The following is a 17,676-nucleotide window of genomic DNA, read 5'->3' as shown; positions in this document are numbered from 1 at the left end:
GCCCGCTCCGCGCCCCGAGCCGAAACCTCATCGCGCGCTCGGCCCGCTCAGCGGTCGCCGTCCGTCTCGGCCTCCAGAGCGACGGCCACCGCGCGAAGGGCCGCCGCCACCCGGGTGACCGGCTCGGCCGGCGGGTGGGGGAGGCGCGCGAGGAGCAGGCGCCGCTGTTCCTGGGGTCCGCCGCGGACCGGGAGGACGCGGACGCCCGGGGGCGCCGCGCAGGCGAGGGACGCCGGTACGGTCGTCAGCCCGCAGCCGGCGGCGACGAGCTGGAGCTTGGCCAGCCAGTCGCGGGCGGTGTGGGCGATCTCCGGCCGCTCGTCCAGCCCCGGCCACACCCCCAGCAGGCGGTCCTCCCCGGAGCCGGACCCGGTGATCCAGCGCTGCCCCCGCAGATCGGCCACGTCCACGAACTCCCCCCGGGCGAGCGGATGACCGGCGGGCACCGCGAGGCGCAGCGCACGTTCGCTGAGCGTCCGCAGCACCAGCGGCGGGGACTCGGCGTCCGGTGGCCGGAAGGGCGGCGCCGACGCGAGCACGGCCAGGTCGAGGCTGCCCGCCCGCAGGGCGCGCACCAGCGCCGGAGTGCTGCCTTCCCGGCCCACCACGGTGAGGCCCGGGTCGGTGTGCCGCAGCGCGGCCAGGGCTCTGGGCAGCAGGACGGCCCCGGCACTGGGGAACCATCCCAGGCGGACCGTGCCGGCCTGCTCCGGCAGACCGGACAGCTCGCGTGCCGTGGCGTCGATCTCGTCGAGCACCACCGTCACCCGGCGCATGACGACGTGTCCGGCGGCGGTGAGCCGTACACCGTCGCGGCGCCGCTCCAACAGCTCGGCGCCCGCCGCCCGTTCGATCGAGGCGATCTGCCGGGAGACCGCCGACTGCGTGTATCCCAGCGCGTCGGCGGCGGCGGTGAAGGTCCCCTGCTCGGCGACGGCACGGAAGACGCGCAGCGAGGTCAGCGACACATCCGTGAAGTCCATGACGATTACGCATACCACGCTTGCCGAACTTTCGTTGGACTCATGGACGCGGCGTTCCTAGCGTGGTCGTCATGAGTGCTTCACGCATCGCCCTGGTCACGGGCGCCAACCAAGGACTCGGCCGCGCCCTCGTCGAGGGCCTGGCGGCCCGCCTGCACCCCGACGACCTCGTCCTGCTCACCGGCCGCAACCCTCAGCGCGTCGAGGACGCCGCCCGCGAAGTCAGCCGGCTGCCGGCCACCCGCGCCCGCGTCGAGGGCCGCGTCCTGGACGTCACCGACTCGGACGCCGTCGCCGCCCTCGCCAAGGAACTCGAAAGCCGGTACGGCGGCGTGGACGTCGTCGTCTCCAACGCCGTCACCCGCCTGCTCCCCGAGGACTCACAGGCAGCGCGGGCCGACGAGTTCATCGACGTGTCCAACACCGCCACCCACGCCGTCCTGCGCTCCTTCGGCCCCGTACTGCGCCCCGGCGGCCGCCTGTTGGTGGTGGCCAGCAGTCTCGGCACGCTCGGCCATCTCGACCCGCGGCTGCACCACCTCTTCGAGAACGTGAGCCTGGAGCAGGTCGAGGAGGCGGTCGAGTCCTGGCGCGCCGCGATCCACAACGGGACGGCGACGGAGGCGGGTTGGCCGGTCTGGCTGAACGTGCCCTCGAAGGTGGCCCAGGTGGCGGCGGTCCGCGCGGTCGCCGCCGAACGCCGCGAACACGACCTCGTCACCGGCACGTTGGTAGCCTCTGTCTGTCCCGGCATGGTCGACACCGCCACCTCCCGCCCCTGGTTCAGCGACTACAGCCACGCCCAGTCACCGTCACAGGCCGCCGTCGCGGTGCTCGACCTGATCTTCGCCGAACGCGTCGATCCCGCCCTCTACGGCGAACTCGTCCGGTTCGGCGCGGCTCTGCCCTGGCACGACGGCACACCACCGGTGGAACAGGACAGGCTCGTCACCCCCTGAGCGACCGGCCGCCGCGCCGTCGTCGGGACCTCGTGGCGTCGCGGCGATGAGTTTCGGTCGGGTCCGGAGTCTCTTCCGGTGACCGTCCCAGGACGGCGTACGCCGCTGCCCGGCACGAGAACACCACGGAGGACGCACCATGACGAGCACACCGGACGACCCGACCACCGCGCTCACCGGCCGACCGCCCGTCGTCGACCTGGCCACCTGGCAGAAGGCCCGCGACGAGCTCCTGGTCCGCGAGAAGGCGCACACCCGTGCGGGCGACGCCATCGCCGCGGACCGGCGCAGGCTGCCGATGGTGGAGTTCGACGGGACGGCCGAGGTCGTCGGCGCCGACGGTCCGGTCCCGTTCCTGGACCTGTTCCAGGGCCGCGACGAGCTCGTGGTCTACAAGCACATGTGGTACGACGGCGCGCCGCACCAGGGCCAGTGCGAGGGCTGCACCACCGCGGCCTGGCACCTGAAGGACGCGGTCTACCTCAACGCCAGGGGTGTCTCCTTCGCCGTCCTGACCACGGGCCCCTGGGAGGAGGTGGTCCCCTTCGTCGAGTTCATGGGCTACACCCAGCCCTGGTACTCGGTGCGCGACACGCCCGCCCCGGTCGGCGGCGACATGGGACACCTCACCTGCTTCCTGCGCGAGGGCGACCGCACCTTCCTCACGTACTCCACGACGGGCCGCGGCAACGAGCCGCTCAATCTCTCCCTCGCCCTGCTCGACATGACGCCCTACGGCCGCGGCGAGAGGTGGGAGGACAAGCCCGAGGGCTGGCCGGAGGGGCACGACGCCTGCTGGTCCTGGCGCTCGGACGCGGACGGCAACCCCACCTGGGGCCCGACCAGCCGCCCCGTGGCCCAGTGGACCCGGCCCGGCGCGACCCCGGTGCAGACCCTCGGCCGCCGAGGCCCCTGCCACTGACGGGCGGGCGTCGACGGCCGAGAGGGTCCGCTCAGGCGCCCCCGCGCTCGCGGGGGATCTTCAGACCCGCCTCGATCGCGACCGGCAGCCGGTTCTCGGCCGGCGGGAGCGGGCAGGTGGCGAGGTCGGTGTAGGCGCACGGAAGGTTGGCGGCGCGGTTGAAGTCCAGGGTCACCGTGCCGTCGGCCGCCGGCGGACCGACGGTCAGGGAGCGGTTGGCGGCGTAGGTGGTGACCCCGGAGGTGGCGTCGGTGAACAGCACCGACAAGGTGCCCTCGGCATAGCCGGGGAACGCGGTCAGGGACAGCTCGCGCCCCTCCAGCTCGAACTCGATCCGGCCCGGGGCGTCGTACACATGCTCGAGGCCCTCGACGGCGGCGCCCACGGTCGTCGGACGCGGCTCGTCGAAGGGGAGGTACCGGCCCCGCACGACCCAGCGCGGGTCGGGGGCGTAGGCGGGGGTGCCGGTGAAGGCCGTGCGCAGTTCGGCGTCCGGGTGCCGGGGGCGGACGATGTCGTGACCGCCGCGCTTGGCGACCTCGATGACCGCATCACCCCAGACCGCGTTGACGCCGCCGCGCTCGGGCAGCACGCCGAAGCGGTGCTCACCGCGCACCGGTGTGCCGTCGACGACCAGTTCCTCGCCCTCGTCGAGGGTGACGACGACGCCTTCGGGGCCGGTGTGCCAGGCGCCGGGTGCGTCGGGGAAGCGCTGGGGGCTTTCGTCGAGCCAGTGCAGGCCGGTGATCGCCAGGAACCCGTGCGGGTCGGCGAGCCGGGTCTCCTGGGCGCGGTACCACTCCAGCCAGCTCTCGGTGAAGGCCTGGAGGTCGGTGGCGGTCGCTTCGATGGTCATGACGTCTCCTTCGGGGGCGTTCGGTCAGCCGGCCTGGCGCTGTTCGGCGGCGGAGCGGTGGGTGAGGGGCTCGCGCAGGCCGAGGTGGTCGCGCAGGGTCGTGCCGGTGTACTCGGTGCGGTAGACGCCGCGTTCCTGCAGCTCCGGGACGAGCAGGTCGACGATGTCGTCGAGGCCGTCCGGGATGAGGTACGGCGTCACGTTGAAGCCGTCGAGTGCCCCGTGCCGCACGAAGTGGGCGAACTTGTCGGCCAGACCGGCCGGGGTGCCGACGTGGCCGCGCTGCGGACCGAGCGCGATCACGGTCTCGCGCAGCGACCAGCCGTGCGCCTCCGCCTTCGCCCGCCACTCCGCCACGACCGCCCTCGGGTCGGCCACGCGCCGCGCGCCGAAGGAGCCGTCGTTCTCGGCGACGACCGGGTCCTCCGCGGGCAGCGGTCCGTCGGCGTCGCGGTCGGACAGGTCGATGCCCCACAGCAGGGTGGCGATGCCCAACGCGGTGGCGGGGGTGACTTGTTGGAGCCGGATCCAGCGCTTCTTCTCCTGTGCTTCCTCCTCGGTGGCGCCGATGATGATCTCGGTGCCGGGCAGGATCCGCAGATCGTCGTCGGGCCGCCCCACGGCACGCAGCCGGGTGCGGATGTCCTCGGCGAAGGCCAGCGCGTCGTCGAAGTCGTTGCCGTGCGCGGAGAAGATCACGTCGGCGTTGCGGGCGGCGAAGTCACGTCCCTCGCCCGAGTCGCCGGCCTGGAAGATCACCGGGTGGCCCTGGGCGCTGCGCGGCAGGGTCGGGGCGAGATCGACGTCGAACTGCGGTCCGCGGTGGCGGACTTGGCGTACGGCACCGGGCGCGGTCCAGGCGGACGCGGTCTGCGCCGCGGCGACGGCCCCGTCCGCCCAGCCGTCCCAGAGCGCGCGGGCCACGGTGAGGAACTCCTCGGCGCGCCGGTAGCGGTCGGCGTGGTCGAGGTAGCCGCCGCGGCGGAAGTTGGCGCCGGTCCAGGCGTTGTCGGTGGTCACCACGTTCCAGCCGGCCCGGCCTTCGGAGAGCAGGTCGAGGCCGGAGAGGCGGCGGGCGAGGTCGGCGGGTTCGTTGAAGGTGGAGTTGGAGGTGGAGACCAGGCCGATCCGGCGGGTCACGGCGGCCAGCGCGGCGAGTTGGGTGAGGGCGTCGGGCCGTCCGGCCACGTCGAGGTCGTGGATCCTGCCGTCGACCTCGCGCAGCCGCAGCCCCTCGCCGAGGAAGAACGCGTCGAACAGGCCGCGTTCGGCGGTCTGGGCGACCTTCCGGAAGGAGGCCGGGTCGATCTGCGAACCGCTCTCGGGGGCCGACCAGATGGTCCAGTGGTTGACGCCCTGGAAGAAGACCCCGAAGTGCAGCTGGGCGTGCGGCCGGGGGACGTCGAGCGGGTCGGTGCGGGTCATCGGGCGTCCTCCGGGACGGATGCGGCGGATGCGGCGGCGAAGCGATTGGCGGGGCGCGCCAGCCCCAAGGCCGCGCGCAGGGAGGTGCCCGGCAGCGGGCGGGCGACGAGGCGCCGCTCGGACAGGGCGGGCAGCACCAGACGGGAGAGGACGGCCAGATCCTCGTCCAGCACCAGCGGATGCAGCCGTACGCCGTCCACGTGACGGCTCAACTCGCCCAGCAGCGCGATGAGTTGATCGGCCGAGCCGATGTGCCGCAGCCGCCCCCGATCGGTCCACGGCGCGTGCGCCTCCAGGTCGGCGACACGCGCGGCGGCGTCGGTGTCCGGGGTGTCGAGCGCGACCTCGACCTCGGCGAAGACACGGGCCGTACCTGCGCCGGCGGCGGCCGCGGTGACGGACGCCAGGTCATGCCCCCCGACGAGGCCGACGTCGAACTGTGCGGCGGGCACCCGGTCCGGCCGGCCCAGCACGACGACCTGCCCCTGCGGCGGACGCGGCACGATCGCCGGGCCCTTCACGGCGTACGTCTCCCCGGTGAAGTCGATGTAGTGCAGCCGGTCCCGGTCGAGATAGCGGCTGGTGGCGACGGACCGGATGACCGCGTCGTCCTCCCACGAGTCCCACAGCGCCCGGGCCACCTCCAGCCCGTCCCGGGACTCCCGGGCCCGGTCCTCGGCACCGCCGACGAGCGGGCGCCCCCAGGCGCGGGCCGCCTCCGGCTCCTCCTCCTCGGTCACCACCCACCCGGCGCGGCCCGCGGAGACATGGTCCAGGGACGCCAACTGGCTGGAGACATGGAAGGGTTCGGCGTACGTGAGCGGTACGACGGGCGCGATGCCGATGGTGCTGGTGGAGGCGGCGACGAAGGCGGCCCGTTCCACCGCGCCGATCCGGCCCACCGGGTTCGGCGAGGCCCCCGGCGGCAGCACCCCGTCGTCGAGGGTGATCAGGGTGAACCCGGCGTTCTCCGCGACGGCGGCGACCTGGGCCACGCGGCGCGGGGTGAGCAACTGGTCGGGGGCGTGGGCGGCGCGGCGCCAGGCCGCGGGATGAGCGCCGTCGCCGTCGAGCTCGACGGCGAGGTGCAGGGCAGGGCGGGACAAGGGGAGTTCCTTCCGAGGACGCGTGAAATCGCGGCCGCACAGCGCAGAAGGGCGAGGCCACGACGAGACGGCCGGCGAGGCGGGCCGGCAGGGAGCAGAGGGTCGTCAGACGCGTACGGAAGGACAGACGGCGGAGGAGGTGCGGCAGTAGTCGACATGCCGCCGGATGATCAGCCACGCACCCGAGCAGACACCGTGCGGTGCCGCGCCAGGAACGTGCATCGAGGGCCTCCACCCGTCAGAATTTCGCGAGTTCAACGTACGTCGCCTGCCCCGCCGGATGTCAAGGGCGTCTCGGCGCCGCCCCCCGGTCAGGCGGCGGCTCCCGGGCCCACTGGGACGTCGTCCTGCAAGGTGATCCGCCCCGCATAGGATCACCCGCATGGCGCTGCGACCCGTGATGGTGAACGTGAAGGCCCTCGACGCCTCGGCGGTCGGCCGGTTCTGGGCGGAGGCGCTCGGCTGGAGCGCGTACAGCGCCGGTGTGACCACGTATGTCGGACCGCCTGGTGGCCTCGTCTGGCCGGACCCGGTCGTCCTCGGCATCGACGTCGTGCCCGTGCCGGAGGCCAAGTCGGCGGTGAAGAACCGTGTGCACCTCGACCTCGCGACCACTTCCGCCGACCACCAGACCGAGTTGATCGCACGCCTGAGGTCGCTCGGGGCGTCCCCCGCCGACGTGGGACAGGGCGACGTGCCGTGGACGGTCCTCGCCGATCCCGAGGGCAACGAGTTCTGTGTGCTGGAGCCGCGCGAGATCTACCGGGACACCGGGCCGGTCGCCGCGGTGGTCGTCGACTGCGCCGACCCGCGGGCCATGGCCCGGTTCTGGGGCGAGGCGACGGACTGGACCGTGCACGAGGTGGCCGACGACCACGCGTCGCTGCGGTCCGCCAAGGGCGGCGGCCCGTATCTCGAGTTCCTCCGCACACCCGACGCCAAGACAGTGCCGGACCGCCTCCACCTCGACCTGCTGCCGTACCCCGGCGACGACCAGGCGGCGGAGGTGGCCCGGCTGCGCGCCCTGGGCGCGGCCGACCTCGACATCGGCCAGGGGGACGTGGCGTGGACGTGCCTGACCGACAGGGAGGGCCACGAGTTCTGCGTCCTCGCCCAGTAGATCCGCCTCACTGCCGATCAGTCCGCGCGCATGAATCCGTGACTCCGCTCCACCTTCGCCACATGCAGTGTGTAGCTCTCGTACCACTGGGCCCGCCCGCGTCGCTGTGCCGCGCGGTGCTCGGGGTGGGACTGCCACTGCCTGAGGCCGTCGGAGTCGCGGAAGTACGCGACGGTGATGCCGAGCCCGCCCGGATCCTGCGCGTGCTCCATCCCCAGGTACCCGGGGATGTCACGCACCAGTTCCTCCATGCGGCGGTTGGTCTCGCCGAAGCCGGTCTGGTCCGGGGTTCGTATCGTCGTGAAGACGGCCACGTAGTAGGGCGGTTCGAAGGCGGGGACGGGCGTGGCAGACGCTTCCGCGTGATCGCTCATGGCACCACAGTGTTCCTGGTGAGGCTCGCGAGGGGCGAGCCCGGCCGGTCAGTGGTCCCCGGCGAGCAGCTGGTCGAGGGGAGCCCCGTCCGCCCAGCGTGCCAGGGCCGGGCCGTCCAGCAGGACGGTCCGGCCCTCGCGGCGGGCCCAGCGGACGTCACGGGCCCGGAACGTGCCCCGGTGCACGACGACATGGATGAACGAGTCCGGGTCCTCCCCGTGCGCCCGGGGGTGCGGCACGGCCTCGTCCGGCAACGGCTCCGCCACCGGCCGGAAGGCCACGTCGAGCCGCCGCCCGTCCTGGTGCCGGGCGCACAGCCGTGGCCGGTCGGGCGCGGGTAACAGGCGCACCTTCCAGCGGTCCCGGCGCAGCATCCGCGCCACGGCCAGGGCCAACCCCTGAATGTCGAGTTCCAGCAGTTCCTCCGGCGTGTAGTGGCCGCGACGGCGTCGAGCGCCGGGGCGGCGGCGCCTGATCACGATCGTGAGGACGACCGCCGTGAGCAGCACGCCGGCGACCGGGACCACGACACCAGCGGCCCGGAAACCCGCGGCGAGTCCGGCCACGGCCGCGCACACCAGGGCCGCGAGCACGCTGAACGAGGGCAGGACATCGCGGAACCGCGGCCCGTAACGTCCCTGGGCGCGCAGCCGGCGCACCACATCCCGCTTGCGACGACGCTGTTCCTCGACCGGATCGGACGTCCATGACGGGCGTGCCACAGTCTCAGCCCCCTGCGCGTGCCTCCCGCACCTGCTTGCGCCGACGCGGGACAACTACCCAGCGCGCCGAACGAGTGCTCGACCGGCGGTCGAAAACCGGCCGAGAGCGCGGGCGCACGGAGGCACGGGAGGGCGCATGCGCCGAGCGGTGCCGACACGGGTGTGACGTGAGTCATGGAAAGCGGGCCGGGATCTTGGAATGCCCCGCTCCGCCAGGCTGCTGCACTCGTTGTGGGCTCACCATGCCCTGGGGGGCGCCGGGCGACGATGCCGGGCGAGGGAAGCCGCTTCGAGACGGCCCGGACCCGCCCCCTCGTACTTCTGCACCACCTGCGAAAGGTTCTCCTGCGCCATGCCACTGGCTCTCCTGGCCCTGGCTGTTGTCGCTTTCGGCATCGGTACGACGGAATTCGCCACGATGGGGCTGCTGCCCCAGATCGCCGACGGAATCGGCGTGTCCGTGCCACAGGCCGGCAACATCGTCTCCGCCTACGCGCTGGGTGTCGTCGTCGGTGCCCCCGTGCTGACGGCCATCGGCGCACGCATCCCGCACAAGAGGCTGCTGCTGCTCCTGTCCGGGCTGTTCGTCGTCGGCAACGTCGCGTCCGCGCTCGCCCCCGGCTTCGGCCTGCTCTTCGCCGCGCGCTTCCTCGCCGGACTGCCCCACGGCGCCCTGTTCGGCGTGGGGGCGGTGGTGGCGTCCCGGCTGGTCGCCCCCGACCGGGCCGCACGCGCGGTCTCCAAGATGTTCCTCGGGCTGACCGTCGCCAACATCGTGGGCGTCCCGGCCGGTACGGCGCTCGGGCAGCAGCTGGGCTGGCGGGCCGCGTACGTCGCGGTGGCCGTCATCGGCCTCGTCGCCCTGGTGGCGCTGTCCCTCTTCGTCCCCCATCAGCCGCGCGGCCCGCAGACCGGCGTCCGGCATGAACTGCGGGCCATGGGCAACAAGCAAGTGGCCATCGGCCTGGCCACGGCTGTCGTCGGATTCGGCGGATTCTTCGCCGTCTACAGCTACCTCGTGCCCATGCTCACCCACCTCACGGGCCTGTCCGACTCCTCCACCACGCTGGTCCTCGCCCTCTACGGCGTCGGCATGACCCTCGGCACGCTCGTCGCGGGCCCGCTCACGGACCGCGCCCTGCGCCCGACGCTGTACGCGGGACTCGCGCTGATGTCCGCGGCGCTGGTGGCGTTCTACTTCACCGTCCACAGCACCGTGCCCGCCCTCATGACGATCACGTTGATCGGCGCGATGGGCGCCCTCATCACCACGCCCGTCCAGATGCTGCTGATGGCCAAGGCGAAGGACGCGCCGACCATGGCGGCGGCCTCCAACCACTCCGCCTTCAACCTGGCGAACGCGGGCGGCGCCTGGCTCGGCGGCCTCGCGATCTCGGCGGGCTGGGGCTGGGCGTCCCCGTCGCTGGTCGGCGCGGCGCTGGGCGTCGCCGGACTGGGCCTGGCGTTCATGGGCGGCTTCCTGGACCGCGGGGGCAGCCGTTCCGAGGTGATCGCGGGCGCCCAGCCCGAGCAGGTCCCCGCCTCTCAGTCCCAGAGCGGATAGGACACGGTCGGGCCGAACTGCTCCGGCCGGGCGGCCGGGTACGTCAGCGTGATCCGGGAGTAGTGCGACACCTGGGGCTGCTTCTTCCAGGGCCGTGCACGGTCCAGTCGTACGGTCACCGGGTAGGCGTGGAAGTGCCCGGCCGCGCAGTACGGCTTGCAGTCGTTGACCCAGTTCACGCCCTCGGCCCGGGCCGCACCCGCGTCCCACCGGGTCCAGTGCAGGGAGGCCAGACGGCTGTTGCCGTCCCCGCAGGCGAGCATGAAGTCCGTCGGACGTACCTGGGCGTGCCACAGGCAGTCGACGAGGACCGGTGGCGTGGTGCGTGGCTGGACGGTCTGCGTCACGGGCGCCGGGGCGGGCCGGGCCGCGGGCGAGGTGCCCGCGGCGGTGACGAGGGTGGCCACGGCGAAGAGCGCGGCCGTCGTGGTGAGTGCGCGTAGCTGCATGGCCGATCTCCGCTGCCGCTGGCCGACGGATGTCCCGCTTCCGACGCTACGACCGTGGGCCCGCGCGCACCACTCGAACAGAGCAGTGCGCGGTCGTCTCAGGCGGCTGCCGTCGGCGGCAGCGGGAAGAGCATGCAGGAACTGGTCGCGTGCGCCAGCACCCGGTCCTCGGCGTCGACCAGCGTGGCCTCGGCGAGAGCGGTCTGCCGGCCGCGGTGCACGATCGTGCCGATGGCCCGGACCGGGCCGGTGTCCACCGACACCCGCTTGAGGAACTTCACGCTCAGGTCGAGCGAGGTGTAGCCCATGCCCGCGGGCAGCGTGGACTGCACGGCGCAGCCCAGCGCCGAGTCGAGAAGGGTGGCGTAGACGCCGCCGTGCACGCTGCCGATCGGGTTGTAGTGCTCCTCGCCCGGGGTGAGCGAGAAGACCGCGCGGCCCTCGGACACCTCGTCGAGCGTGAAGTCGAGGGTGGCGGATATGGGCGGCGCCGGAAGCCGGGCGTCGAGGACGTCACGCAGGAAGTCCAGGCCGGACGAGCGGCCCACGGCACCGGCCGTGACCATGGGGTCGTCCCAGGTGTATGTGCGTGTGCGTCCCATGCGTGTGCGCCCTCCCAGCTGACTTTGTACGGCGAAGCTAGCTCTGTCCGCACCTGACTGTCAATGACGAAGCCAGCTGGCTATCATGGTCCGGTGGACTGGCTCGCATTCAGCACCGAGAACTGTTCCGTGCAGCGCACCCTCGACGTGGTGGGGGAGAAGTGGACGCTGCTGATCGTGCGGGACGCGGCCAACGGCGTGCGCCGCTTCGACGACTTCCGCAGGCACATCGGCCTGTCGGAGGCGGTCCTCAGCGACCGGCTGCGCAAGCTGACCGAGGCCGGCATCCTCACGACCGTCCCGTATCGCGAACCCGGCAGCCGCTCCCGCAACGAGTACCGGCTGACCCGGAAGGGCTGGGACCTGTGGCCGGTGCTCGTCGCTCTGCGCCAGTGGGGCGAGACGCACACCCCGGATCCGGCCGGACCGGTCCTCGACATGCGGCACTCCGCGTGCGGATGCCCGGTCCGCGCGGTCGTCGCCTGCACCGGTGACCACGGCGCGCTGACTCCGAGGGACGTGACGGTGAAGCCGGGGTCGGGAGCGCGGCCCCTGACCTGACGCGGCTACGCGGGGGGCGCCGAGTCTTCGCCGCGCATCAGGTCCAGATCCGATCGACCGGCCTGAACTGACCCGGTGATCCGAAGCGCCGGAACCGGGCCACAGGCTCCGGCGCTTCGGCCTTGGACCAGAATGACGGTGTGCTCCCTCCTCGACTGCTGTGGTGCGATCCGCGCCCCATCCCTCCGTACAACCGGCAGGAACCGGTGACGCAGATCGTCCGCGACCCGGGTTTCCACGAGCCGGGCGATGACGACGATTGCACGAGGTTCTGGTACTTCTGCCAGGCACACGACCGCGTGTACCGCCACGAGGCCTGCGGAGCGGGGCCGCATCTCGTAGCCCTGCACTGCGAGGAGCACGGGCCCGAGAGCATGTGGCCCCAGCCGCTCATGCTGATGTTCCCCGAGGGGTTCGACCCCTTGTTGAGCGAGGAGCAGCTGGACTGGGCGCGGGCGGAATGGACCTAGCGGGTGGCCGGCTGATCTGTCCCGTGACCAGCGAAGCCCGCCTCGGCCGACGTGGCCGGCGGTGTGGACTGCAACAAGGCGGTCGACAGCCACACCAGGACGGTGCCGACCACGATGTGCAGGGCGCTGGTGAGGACCGAATCCGGTAGCGCGGTCACGAAGGCGAACAAGGGCAGCACCACGGCGTACCCCCAGGCCGGAACCCTCGGGAGGGTGCGGGCGCGGATCGTCGCCGCCCCGAACAGCGCGCAGCCGAGGGCGAAGACGGCCGCGCAGCCGGCGAGCGTCGGCAGCGTGGGGCCCGTCAGTTCCGTTTCGATGGTGTCGTCGTCGAGATGGAACAGGACGACGTTCGCGGCGAACGCCGCCCCGCCGAAGAGGCCGAGGCCGATGAGGTTCACGACGTAGGCGGTCTCCCCGAAGCGGCCGGAGGCGGTGCGCTGCCGCTGGTGGAGCGCGGTGAGGAAGGGCAGCGCGAAGGCGGGGGCGAGCGCGAGGAGGAGGCTGGTGGCGGTGGTCTCGCCGGTGAACGCCTCGACCAGCGCGGGCAGGGCGATGAGCAGCCCGGCGAGCACCCCGCACAGGGCGCCGAGGCGTAGGGGCCGGGCGGGGGCGGGCGCGGGGCTGAAGGGTGAGGACATGGGGCCGACTCCGGTTCGTCTTCGTCGATGGGTGAGGGGTCAGGGCGAAACCGTAGGAAGTGGGGAGCGGCTCGGGGCAGGTGCCGACGGTCACCGCCGCCCGGGCGGACAGGGTGCCGTTCGGCATGTGCCGATCGGCCTCGTCCGGCCGGCCGCGGGGGTCGGTTCCGCTGGGACCGTCGCCGTGCGCGCCTGTCCGGCCTAGCCTGGGCGGTGGTACCGGGGGTGGGGGGTGTGCATGGCGGCGTATGTGCCGGTGCCGTGGGTGTCACCGCTGCTGTACGGCGCGGTCCTCCTCGGCGGTCTCTACTACTTGGCGGCGGATCTGGGCGACGGCCCGGGCCTGCTGTCCTGGCACACGGCCGGTTTCGTCGCCGCGCTCGCGGCCCTGGCGGCCACAGAGGTGGCCGGACGCCGCAGGAGCCTGCCACCGGTGCCGCTGCTGCTCGCGCAGTGCGTGCTGACGGTGGCGGTGGTCGGCCTGGACGCCTCGGAGCTGTCCCGGGTGCTGTTCGTGCTCCTGCCGTTCACCGCCTACTTCGCGCTCGGCCGTACGGCGGCGCTGGTGCTCGGCGCGCTGTGTCTGGCCGGACCGCTCACCTTCCGCCTCCTGGCGACCCGGGACTGGTACCGAGACATGGAGTACGTGTCCGACCTGCTGATGCTCGGGGTCGGCCTGGTGCTGGCGATCTCGATGGCCGCCGTCGCCGTCGGCGAACAACGGGCCCGGCGCGAGGTGCAGGAGTACGCCGCACGCGTCGCGGAGCTGTCCGCCGCGACCGAACGCAACCGGCTGGCCCGCGACATCCACGACAGTCTCGGCCACCATCTCACGGCGATCTCCGTGCAGTTGGAGATCGCCTCGGAGTTCGCCGCGCTCGACCCGCACGCCGCCGGGCGGGCCATGACCGAGGCCCGGCAGTCGGTGAGGCTGGCGCTGGGCGACGTACGGCAGTCGGTGCGCGCGCTGCGCGAGGAGGCGGCCCGCCCGGCGCTGTCGACCGCGCTCGCGGGATGGGTACGGCAGGGCGGCGCCGGTCCGCGCGTGAGCGTGGCGGTGACGGGCGAGGAGGACGGCTACGGCACGGCCGCGCTGACCGCGCTGCACCGGGCCGCGCAGGAGGGGCTGACCAACGCGCTGCGCCACGCCCGCGCCTCCCAGGTGTCGGTGGATCTGCGGCTCGCCGAGGACGGGGCCCGGCTGACGGTGGCCGACGACGGCCGCGGTTTCGCCCCGGCCGAGACCACGGCCGGCTTCGGCCTGACCGGCATGCGGGAACGGGTGCACCTGGTGGCGGGCAGCGTGGACATCGACAGCGCGCCGGGCCGGGGCACCCGGCTCACGGTGCTCGTGCCACGCGGCGGCGGGGACGAGCGGTGAGCCAGGAACCGGCGGCGGTCCGCGTGCTGGTGGTGGACGACCAGCAGCTGATCCGGGACGGCATCGCGGCCCTGCTCTCGATCCGGCCGGGCATCACGGTCGTGGGGACGGCGGTCAACGGCCGGGAGGCCGTGGCGAAGGCGGTCGAGCTGCGGCCCGACGTCGTGCTGATGGACGTACGGATGCCCGAGCTCGACGGCGTGGAGGCCGTGGCCGTGCTGCGCGACCGGGCACCGAAGTGCCGGGTCGTGATGCTGACGACGTTCGACGACGAGGAGTACGTCGTCCGGGCCCTGCGGGCCGGCGCCGGCGGCTATCTGCTCAAGGACCTGCCGGCCGAGGAGCTGGCGCAGGCGATCCGCCTCGCGCACGCGGGAGTCACCCAGCTCGACGCCTCGGTGGCCGGCCGGCTCGCCGCGGCTCTGCCCGCACCCCCGCCCGGGGTCGGCCCGGCCGCCGTCGCCACCGGCCTCAGCCCACGGGAGATCGACATCCTGCGGCTCGTGGCGCGCGGCCGGACCAACCGGGAGATCGCCGCCCAGCTGTATCTCAGCGAGGGCACCGTCAAGAACCACATCTCGCGCATCCTCACCCGCCTCGCCCTGCGCGACCGCACCCAGGCCGCCCTGCACGCCCGTGACCTGGGCCTGCTGTGAACCACCCCGACCCGGCGGGCCCGGTGTGGTGCCGGGCGTTGTGGTTACCCGGTGGCCATGAGATGGCGGAAGAGCGGGCGCGAGGACGAGGAGCGGTTCGGGCCGCCCCCCGAGGTGGAGGAGCGGGCACCGGACACACAGGGGAAGCTGCCCGCCAAGGCGTGGGGCGCGGCGCTGAAGGGCAGCCTGCGCGAGTTCCGCGACGACGAACTCGCCGACCGCGCGGCGGCCTTGACGTACTACGGGGTGCTGTCGCTGTTCCCGGCCCTGCTGGTGCTCGTCTCCCTGCTGGGTGTGGCGGGCAAGTCGGCCACCGACAGTGTGCTGGGCAACCTCAGGCAGCTCACCCCGGGCTCGGCCCGCGACATCATCACCCAGGCCGTGCAGCAGTTGCAGGACCGGGCCGGCACCGGCTCGGTCATGGCGATCGTCGGCCTCGTCCTGGCGGTGTGGTCGGCGTCCGGCTATGTGGCGGCCTTCATCCGTGCCGCGAACGCCGTCTACGACATCCCGGAGGGGCGTCCGGTGTGGAAGGTCCTGCCGCTGCGCCTCGGGGTGACCGTCGTCCTGATGGTGCTGGCGGTGGCCAGTGCGCTGATGGTGGTCTTCACCGGTGGCCTGGCCCACCAGGCGGGGACCGCGCTCGGGCTGGGGGACACGGCACTGACCGTGTGGGCGATCGCCAAATGGCCCGTGCTCGTCCTGCTGGTCACGATCATGATCGCGATCCTGTACTGGGCGACGCCGAACGCCCGGGTGAAGGGGTTCCGCTGGATCACGCCGGGCAGCGTCCTGGCCCTGCTGATCTGGCTGGTCGCGTCCGCCGGCTTCGCCCTGTACGTCGCCGGCTTCGCCTCGTACAACAAGACGTACGGCACCATGGCCGGCGTCATCGTGTTCCTGATCTGGCTGTGGATCAGCAACCTGGCCATCCTGCTGGGCCTGGAGTTCGACGCGGAGACGGCACGGCAGCGGGCCGTCGCGGGCGGACTCCCACCGGACGCGGAGCCGTACACCGAGCCGCGCGACACCAGGAAGTGGGACGAGGAGGACCGGCGCCGGCTCGCGGACGGGCTCTGAAGCGGACGTCAGCTCTCAGCTCACAGGCCTGTCTCGCTACCGCTGCTCCACTGCCACCCGCGTCGGGGCGCGGAAGGACAGCAGGCCCAGCATGGGAGTCTCCGACGGTCCCGCCGCCTGCCGTACGCGGGGCAGGTGGCGGGCCGCCGCGCGCAGCGCCACGGCGGCCTCCGTGCGCGCCAGCGACGCACCCGGGCACCGGTGGCGTCCGACGCCGAAGGCCAGATGGTGGCGGATGTTCTCCCGGTGCGGGCACATCTGTTCCGGGGCCGGGAAGACCTCCGGGTCGGATCCGCTGCCCATCAGCATCAGCAGCAGTTCGGCGCCCGCCGGCAGACGTACCCCGGAAAGCTCCGTGGCCCGCGCGGTGATCCTGCGCCAGGTGGTCACCGGCGGCTCCCGCCTCAGCACCTCTTCCACCCAGGCCTCGGCCAGACCCGCCTCCCCGGCCATGCGGGGCCACAGGCCGGGCTCGGCCAGCGCCCGGCTCAACACGGTGGCGATGAGCTGCCCGGTGGTGGACTGGCCGGCGATGAACACGAAGAAGCACATGCCGACCGCGGTCTCGACGTCCAGCAACCTGCCGTCGGGCAGCCGGTGGCGGGCCAGCGCGCCGATGAACGAGTCCGCGGGCGCCGAACCGCCGCGCACGGTGTCGGTGAGCCACCGGTGGAAGTCCGCGACGAGCCCGGCCAGCTCCAGCTGCCGTTCCGGTGCGGGCCTGCCCCAGAACAGCTCCAGCGAGGCGTCGCTCCAGCGGATGAGGGTGGCCGGGTCGACGCCGCGGACACCGAGGAGTTCCATCAGTACGCGGCAGGGGAGGGTCTGGGCGAACGAGGGGAACAGGTCGGCGTCGCCGGTCGCGTCGAGCGTGGCGGGCACCGGCTGGAGCAGTTCGGCGGCGATGCGCTCGATCACCGGGACAGCGGCCGCGACGCGCCCCGCGTTGAAGAACCGGGTGACCAGCCGGCGCAGTCCGGGATGGCTCGGGGAGCCGTTGTTGGCCAGCGCGGGCGGCAGCGTGAAACCGGCCCGGACCAGAACGCGCAGTACGGGGACGGGCAGCGGGGTGACGGCGTGCTGCGCGTTGTCCGGCAGGAAGACGTCCGGGCGCATCAACACATGGCGCACGTCCGCGTACCGGCTGACCAGCCACAACCCGGTGCCGGGGTCGTGGTGCACGGGGGACTCGGACCGCAGGAGGTCCAGCCAGGGATACGGGTCGTCGACGAACGGGGTGCCGAACAGGTCGAGCAGGCCGAGTGGGTCGCGTGTGTCGGTTACATCCGGTGCCGGAGGGATCACGGCCGGACGCTAACACGGCAGCGGTGCAGCTCAGGCGGGGTGTGCGCGGCATCACTGGGTGACTGGCCGACTTGGTGAACTATCAACTACGCCTGAACTCCCCGCATGGAGAAGAGCGTGCGTCCGCCGGCAGCGGAGGAGCAGCATGTCTGGCGGAACTTCCTCCGGCTGCACGAGAAGCTCAGCGGTCGGCTGTCACGCACGCTGCAGGCGGAGCCGAGCCGGTCCGCCGCCGACTTCGCGGTACTGGTCCAGCTGACCGACGTGCCGGAGGGCCGGCGGCGCTGTCTGGACCTGGCTCGGGCTCTGGAGTGGGAGAAGAGCCGGATGTCCCACCACATCGCGCGCATGGCCGGACGGGGGCTGGTGGTGCGCGAGGAGTGCCCGGAGGACGCGCGCGGCGCGTTCGTGGTGATCACCGATCAGGGGCACACGGCGAGACGACCGGGCCGGTGTGGGCCTCTCCCGGTTTCCGGTGCCGAACGGCGTCGTTGACGCA

20 protein-coding genes are annotated in these 17,676 nt (G+C 72.9%); 10 read left to right on the top strand and 10 right to left on the bottom strand.

Annotated features, from left to right (window positions below):
* Positions 1-47: 47 nt before the first annotated feature.
* Entirely contained in the window at positions 48-983 is a 936-nt protein-coding gene (locus ACFUO4_RS03125; RefSeq protein WP_383479356.1) for a LysR family transcriptional regulator, read from the bottom strand.
* Between the two features lie 71 nt (positions 984-1,054).
* On the opposite strand from ACFUO4_RS03125, the gene ACFUO4_RS03120 reads away from it, so the two are divergent.
* The gene (locus ACFUO4_RS03120) at positions 1,055-1,942 is read left to right on the top strand and encodes an SDR family NAD(P)-dependent oxidoreductase (RefSeq protein ID WP_383479354.1); all 888 of its coding nucleotides are present in this window, start codon (positions 1,055-1,057) and stop codon (positions 1,940-1,942) included.
* 139 nt (positions 1,943-2,081) lie between these two features.
* Positions 2,082-2,864 carry a DUF899 domain-containing protein gene (locus ACFUO4_RS03115; protein WP_383479352.1) on the top strand — a complete coding sequence of 261 codons (783 nt, stop codon included), beginning with the start codon at positions 2,082-2,084 and terminating at the stop codon, positions 2,862-2,864.
* 31 nt (positions 2,865-2,895) lie between these two features.
* On the opposite strand, the gene ACFUO4_RS03110 is transcribed toward ACFUO4_RS03115, so the two are convergent.
* The 3 genes from ACFUO4_RS03110 to ACFUO4_RS03100 are packed head-to-tail and all read right to left on the bottom strand — an operon-like array spanning position 2,896 to position 6,251.
* Positions 2,896-3,720 carry a DUF1684 domain-containing protein gene (locus tag ACFUO4_RS03110; RefSeq protein ID WP_383479350.1) on the bottom strand — a complete coding sequence of 275 codons (825 nt, stop codon included), beginning with the start codon at positions 3,718-3,720 and terminating at the stop codon, positions 2,896-2,898.
* A gap of 24 nt (positions 3,721-3,744) precedes the next feature.
* Positions 3,745-5,145 (bottom strand): NtaA/DmoA family FMN-dependent monooxygenase, encoded by a 1,401-nt coding sequence (locus tag ACFUO4_RS03105; protein WP_383479348.1) that lies wholly within the window; start codon positions 5,143-5,145, stop codon positions 3,745-3,747.
* The gene (locus tag ACFUO4_RS03100) at positions 5,142-6,251 is read right to left on the bottom strand and encodes an LLM class flavin-dependent oxidoreductase (protein ID WP_383479346.1); all 1,110 of its coding nucleotides are present in this window, start codon (positions 6,249-6,251) and stop codon (positions 5,142-5,144) included. Before ACFUO4_RS03100 ends, ACFUO4_RS03105 begins: the two co-directional genes overlap by 4 nt.
* A 382-nt stretch (positions 6,252-6,633) precedes the next feature.
* On the opposite strand from ACFUO4_RS03100, the gene ACFUO4_RS03095 reads away from it, so the two are divergent.
* Positions 6,634-7,371, top strand: coding sequence for a VOC family protein (locus ACFUO4_RS03095; protein ID WP_383479344.1), 738 nt, complete (start codon positions 6,634-6,636; stop codon positions 7,369-7,371).
* Positions 7,372-7,388: 17 nt separating this feature from the next.
* Here the strand turns inward: ACFUO4_RS03095 and ACFUO4_RS03090 are convergent, their stop codons facing one another.
* Positions 7,389-7,745, bottom strand: a complete 357-nt coding sequence (locus tag ACFUO4_RS03090; protein ID WP_383479342.1) for an antibiotic biosynthesis monooxygenase family protein — start codon at positions 7,743-7,745, stop codon at positions 7,389-7,391.
* Between the two features lie 48 nt (positions 7,746-7,793).
* Positions 7,794-8,468 (bottom strand): hypothetical protein, encoded by a 675-nt coding sequence (locus ACFUO4_RS03085; protein WP_383479340.1) that lies wholly within the window; start codon positions 8,466-8,468, stop codon positions 7,794-7,796.
* A 352-nt stretch (positions 8,469-8,820) separates the two neighbouring features.
* Between ACFUO4_RS03085 and ACFUO4_RS03080 the strand changes: the two genes are divergently transcribed.
* Positions 8,821-10,032 (top strand): MFS transporter, encoded by a 1,212-nt coding sequence (locus ACFUO4_RS03080; RefSeq protein ID WP_383479338.1) that lies wholly within the window; start codon positions 8,821-8,823, stop codon positions 10,030-10,032.
* Here ACFUO4_RS03080 and ACFUO4_RS03075 read toward each other — a convergent pair.
* Together ACFUO4_RS03075 and ACFUO4_RS03070 are read right to left on the bottom strand one after the other, a co-directional pair.
* Positions 10,014-10,481: a hypothetical protein gene (locus ACFUO4_RS03075; RefSeq protein ID WP_383479336.1), complete on the bottom strand. Its 468-nt coding sequence runs from the start codon at positions 10,479-10,481 to the stop codon at positions 10,014-10,016. The genes ACFUO4_RS03080 and ACFUO4_RS03075 overlap by 19 nt on opposite strands.
* 98 nt (positions 10,482-10,579) lie before the next feature.
* Complete coding sequence (locus ACFUO4_RS03070) at positions 10,580-11,083, bottom strand: PaaI family thioesterase (RefSeq protein ID WP_059190992.1); 504 nt, start codon at positions 11,081-11,083, stop codon at positions 10,580-10,582.
* Positions 11,084-11,176: 93 nt separating this feature from the next.
* Between ACFUO4_RS03070 and ACFUO4_RS03065 the strand changes: the two genes are divergently transcribed.
* Together ACFUO4_RS03065 and ACFUO4_RS03060 are read left to right on the top strand one after the other, a co-directional pair.
* Positions 11,177-11,644: a winged helix-turn-helix transcriptional regulator gene (locus ACFUO4_RS03065; RefSeq protein ID WP_383479334.1), complete on the top strand. Its 468-nt coding sequence runs from the start codon at positions 11,177-11,179 to the stop codon at positions 11,642-11,644.
* A 140-nt stretch (positions 11,645-11,784) separates the two neighbouring features.
* Positions 11,785-12,114, top strand: a complete 330-nt coding sequence (locus ACFUO4_RS03060; RefSeq protein ID WP_383479332.1) for a hypothetical protein — start codon at positions 11,785-11,787, stop codon at positions 12,112-12,114.
* On the opposite strand, the gene ACFUO4_RS03055 is transcribed toward ACFUO4_RS03060, so the two are convergent.
* Positions 12,111-12,755 carry a hypothetical protein gene (locus ACFUO4_RS03055; RefSeq protein WP_383479330.1) on the bottom strand — a complete coding sequence of 215 codons (645 nt, stop codon included), beginning with the start codon at positions 12,753-12,755 and terminating at the stop codon, positions 12,111-12,113. The genes ACFUO4_RS03060 and ACFUO4_RS03055 overlap by 4 nt on opposite strands.
* 238 nt (positions 12,756-12,993) lie before the next feature.
* Between ACFUO4_RS03055 and ACFUO4_RS03050 the strand changes: the two genes are divergently transcribed.
* From ACFUO4_RS03050 to ACFUO4_RS03040, 3 genes are read left to right on the top strand one after another with little or no spacing between them, the layout of a single operon-like run.
* On the top strand, positions 12,994-14,136 hold the full coding sequence (locus ACFUO4_RS03050; RefSeq protein ID WP_383479328.1) for a sensor histidine kinase: 1,143 nt from the start codon (positions 12,994-12,996) through the stop codon (positions 14,134-14,136).
* A complete protein-coding gene (locus tag ACFUO4_RS03045; RefSeq protein ID WP_383479326.1) occupies positions 14,133-14,792 on the top strand; it encodes a response regulator in 660 nt (219 codons plus the stop codon). The genes ACFUO4_RS03050 and ACFUO4_RS03045 overlap by 4 nt, the downstream gene beginning before the upstream one ends.
* Positions 14,793-14,849: 57 nt before the next feature.
* Positions 14,850-15,872, top strand: coding sequence for a YihY/virulence factor BrkB family protein (locus ACFUO4_RS03040; RefSeq protein WP_383479324.1), 1,023 nt, complete (start codon positions 14,850-14,852; stop codon positions 15,870-15,872).
* Positions 15,873-15,908: 36 nt separating this feature from the next.
* On the opposite strand, the gene ACFUO4_RS03035 is transcribed toward ACFUO4_RS03040, so the two are convergent.
* Positions 15,909-17,177 (bottom strand): cytochrome P450, encoded by a 1,269-nt coding sequence (locus tag ACFUO4_RS03035; RefSeq protein WP_383479322.1) that lies wholly within the window; start codon positions 17,175-17,177, stop codon positions 15,909-15,911.
* A 105-nt stretch (positions 17,178-17,282) separates the two neighbouring features.
* Here ACFUO4_RS03035 and ACFUO4_RS03030 point away from each other — a divergent pair, with 105 nt between their 5' ends.
* Positions 17,283-17,672, top strand: a complete 390-nt coding sequence (locus tag ACFUO4_RS03030; protein ID WP_383479320.1) for a MarR family winged helix-turn-helix transcriptional regulator — start codon at positions 17,283-17,285, stop codon at positions 17,670-17,672.
* Positions 17,673-17,676 lie beyond the last annotated feature (4 nt).

The sequence above is a fragment of the Streptomyces sp. NPDC057280 genome (assembly GCF_042668605.1).
Taxonomy (GTDB): domain Bacteria; phylum Actinomycetota; class Actinomycetes; order Streptomycetales; family Streptomycetaceae; genus Streptomyces.
Note: the sequence above shows the minus strand (reverse complement) of the source record. Positions and strands in the feature narration are given on the sequence as shown.